Genomic DNA, 2862 nt, shown 5'->3' with positions numbered 1-2862 from the left:
AACAATAAAAAAATTCGTGACTTAAGAGTTAAGGAAATCAAAGGAACATCCAAAGAAAAAGAAGATTATACTTCTCGAATTGACGCCTTACAGATTAAAAACGAAGCTTTAAGTGCAAAATTAGAGGCTTATACGACTTACGACTCATCAAGTTACGACACTTTTAAAAATGACTTAAAAGAAAATGCAGACGCATTAGAACGTGAATTTCAAGAATTAGACAACCAAAATTAATTTTCAAATCAAATTTCAATTATTATGACAGTATTAAAAAAATTATTTATCGCTCCCGTATTCGCAGCAGCTTTATTTGCAACCCAAACAACTGTTGCACAAGTTCAAACAAACTCTTCCACCTATGATATGGATGCAAGAGAAGAATTAAAAGTGGGTATAAAAGCGGGTGCCAACTATTCCAATGTTTACAGCGAAAGTGGAGACGGATTTGTTGCCGACGGAAAAGTAGGTTTCGCAGGTGGTGTATTTGTTTCGATACCTTTGAGTAAACTTGTTGGTATTCAACCTGAATTGATGTACTCTCAAAAAGGTTTTAAAACCGAAGGAACTTTTTTAGACGGTAGCATCACATCCAACTATTTAGATGTGCCAATTCATTTGCAAATTAAACCTACGCCAAATATCAGTCTTCTTGCTGGACCACAACTGTCCTATTTGTTAAGCACTAAATATGAGTTAAACGGTTTTAGTGCCATTAACGAAGAAGATTTTGACGATAATAATAATCGAGCAACTTTAGGCCTTTCGGCAGGTATTGATTTTACAGTAGAAAATTTCTTAATCTCCGCTCGCGGGTCTTGGGATTTAAGCAAAGTAAACAAAGACAACAGTACAAGTGACATCAATTATAAAAATCAATTGTTGCAACTTACTTTAGGATACCGATTCTAATTGGGTGGGAAAAATTGTTAATGAAAAAGAAAAAAAAGCGAAAGACTGCTATATCTTTCGCTAATTGAAAAAAAAATATTAATTTTAAAAATCAGCATTATGAGTTCAGGAAAAGTAGTTTTAGGTGCAATCGCAGGATTAGCAACAGGTGCAATACTAGGAATTTTATTTGCTCCTGAAAAAGGAACAGAAACTAGAAAAAAAATTGCCAAAAGAAGTAAAGATTCTGTTGACGAAATAAAAAACAAATATGAAGAAGTAATTAGTTCCCTTTCTTCTAAATTTGAAAGCGCTAAGAAAGAAGCGTCACACTTGTTTGAAGAAGGAAAAGATCTTGCACAAGAAGCGAAATCAGAAGGAGCTAGACTTTACGAAGACGGTAAAGATTTAGCACATGAAGCTAAAATCAGAGCTGCAAATCAAATTAAATAGTTAAATTAAAATTATGAAGGATAAAGCAATATTAATAGAAACGCTTTTCGAAAAAGTGGAATCGTATATCAAAACCACTTTAGAGTTATACCGATTGAAAGCTATAGATAAAATGACCGATGTTTTTGCAACAATCGCATCGAGTTTGGTTATAGCTGTTATTATTGCTTTATTTTTTATACTCCTTTCAATAGGTTTGGCTTTGTATTTAGGTGAATTATTAGGAGCTAGTTATTATGGATTCTTTGCATTGGCTGGAATTTACGGCATTGTTGCAATTATCATTTCAATAAACCGTAAAGCATGGTTAGAAGCGCGAATCAATGATTTCCTAATTAAGCAAATTTTTAAAGAAAAAGATAATGTACAACATTAACAGCGATAAAAGCCTGGCCGAAGCCATCCGAAATATGGAAGCACAACGTGTATTGGAATTGGAAATTCTTAAAAAACACGCCGAATTTACTTTAGATCAAATCAATCCTGTAAACATTGTTAAAGAAAAATTACACGAAGGATTATCAAATATAGGAGAAACGGTAACTTCAGCTGGTTTCAAAAATGGATTATTGAAAACAGGAATTGGACTTGCAACTGGCTTTATTACCAAAAAACTTATAATTGGTCCAAAAGCAGGAATTTTTAAACACCTCTTAGGTATGGCGGTCCAGGCTGCCGTTTCTGGAATTGTTATAAAAAAGCTCCCTGACTCAGAGGACAACAAAACCTTATAACAGATTGAAACCGATTTTTAAATAAAAAATCGGTTTTTTATATTTACACACTTTTACCTTTTGGACTTGTAAACCGATTGTCTTTTCGAATGGCTACAAGATCCTTACGCTAAAATCGCAAATGAAAGTTACGCTGTCTTTTTTTATACTTATGATTGTACTGTTTTTTACAAACAGTATTTTGGCGCAGGAAAAAAACACAAAAAAAGACACGACTGAAACTAAAGTAAAAAAGAAAATTATTGAAGTTCCCAAAACAAAAAAAGACACCACTTTATACCAAAATATCCAAAAGTTTAGCGAAAAAAGCAAAGTAGGTCGATTGCTTCATAAAGCAATGTTTGAACGGACGAGTACTAAAAATGCTAATCCTATCCGACGTCCCAAAAATCGTGAATATAAAAAATACGAAGGCAAAATAATCCGTAAAATTAATATTCAAACTTTAGACCCCTTTGGATATTCGGTAACAGATACTACTAGAAAACCTAAAAATTGGGCAGAAGAAGCCGGCAACACGATGCACTTAAAATCCAAAGAATTTGCAATCCGAAATCTAACTTTGCTCAAAAAAAACACTCCGCTAGATTCATTATTGGTTCGAGAAACCGAACGTTTGATTCGAAATCAACGCTTTGTGCGTGAGGTTTTTATAACTGCCCAAATAGCCGAAACAAGTGCCGATTCTGTCGATGTTACTGTTCGAGTTTTAGACTCTTGGAGCATTATTCCAAGAATATCTGTATCGCCAAATCGTTCACGTTTTCAACTTACAGATCGAAACTTT

The 2862-nt window shown here is 33.6% G+C and carries 5 protein-coding genes and 1 pseudogene; all 6 read left to right on the top strand.

From position 1 onward, the window contains the following. On the top strand, positions 1 to 234 hold a 234-nt coding region (locus ACIQ2X_RS15420), incomplete at its 5' end, for a hypothetical protein (protein WP_396179857.1). A gap of 24 nt (positions 235 to 258) precedes the next feature. Continuing rightward, positions 259 to 909, top strand: coding sequence for a porin family protein (locus tag ACIQ2X_RS15415; RefSeq protein ID WP_396179856.1), 651 nt, complete (start codon positions 259 to 261; stop codon positions 907 to 909). A gap of 99 nt (positions 910 to 1008) precedes the next feature. Next, the gene (locus tag ACIQ2X_RS15410; RefSeq protein WP_396179855.1) at positions 1009 to 1341 is read left to right on the top strand and encodes a YtxH domain-containing protein; all 333 of its coding nucleotides are present in this window, start codon (positions 1009 to 1011) and stop codon (positions 1339 to 1341) included. Between the two features lie 13 nt (positions 1342 to 1354). Next, the gene (locus ACIQ2X_RS15405) at positions 1355 to 1717 is read left to right on the top strand and encodes a hypothetical protein (RefSeq protein ID WP_396179853.1); all 363 of its coding nucleotides are present in this window, start codon (positions 1355 to 1357) and stop codon (positions 1715 to 1717) included. Further along, positions 1704 to 2075, top strand: a complete 372-nt coding sequence (locus ACIQ2X_RS15400; protein ID WP_396179852.1) for a hypothetical protein — start codon at positions 1704 to 1706, stop codon at positions 2073 to 2075. The genes ACIQ2X_RS15405 and ACIQ2X_RS15400 overlap by 14 nt, the downstream gene beginning before the upstream one ends. A 121-nt stretch (positions 2076 to 2196) precedes the next feature. Then, positions 2197 to 2862, top strand: a pseudogene (locus ACIQ2X_RS15395) (hypothetical protein); the annotation flags it as partial.

The organism is Flavobacterium sp. (assembly GCF_044368625.1).
Classification (GTDB): Bacteria; Bacteroidota; Bacteroidia; order Flavobacteriales; family Flavobacteriaceae; genus Flavobacterium.
Note: the sequence above shows the minus strand (reverse complement) of the source record. Positions and strands in the feature narration are given on the sequence as shown.

What these genes read in the sequence shown, in the direction of transcription:
- ACIQ2X_RS15415 (WP_396179856.1), top strand. Translation starts at nt 259, where the DNA reads ATGACAGTATTAAAAAAATTATTTATCGCTCCCGTATTCGCAGCAGCT.
- ACIQ2X_RS15410 (WP_396179855.1), top strand. Translation starts at nt 1,009, where the DNA reads ATGAGTTCAGGAAAAGTAGTTTTAGGTGCAATCGCAGGATTAGCAACA.
- ACIQ2X_RS15405 (WP_396179853.1), top strand. Translation starts at nt 1,355, where the DNA reads ATGAAGGATAAAGCAATATTAATAGAAACGCTTTTCGAAAAAGTGGAA.
- ACIQ2X_RS15400 (WP_396179852.1), top strand. Translation starts at nt 1,704, where the DNA reads ATGTACAACATTAACAGCGATAAAAGCCTGGCCGAAGCCATCCGAAAT.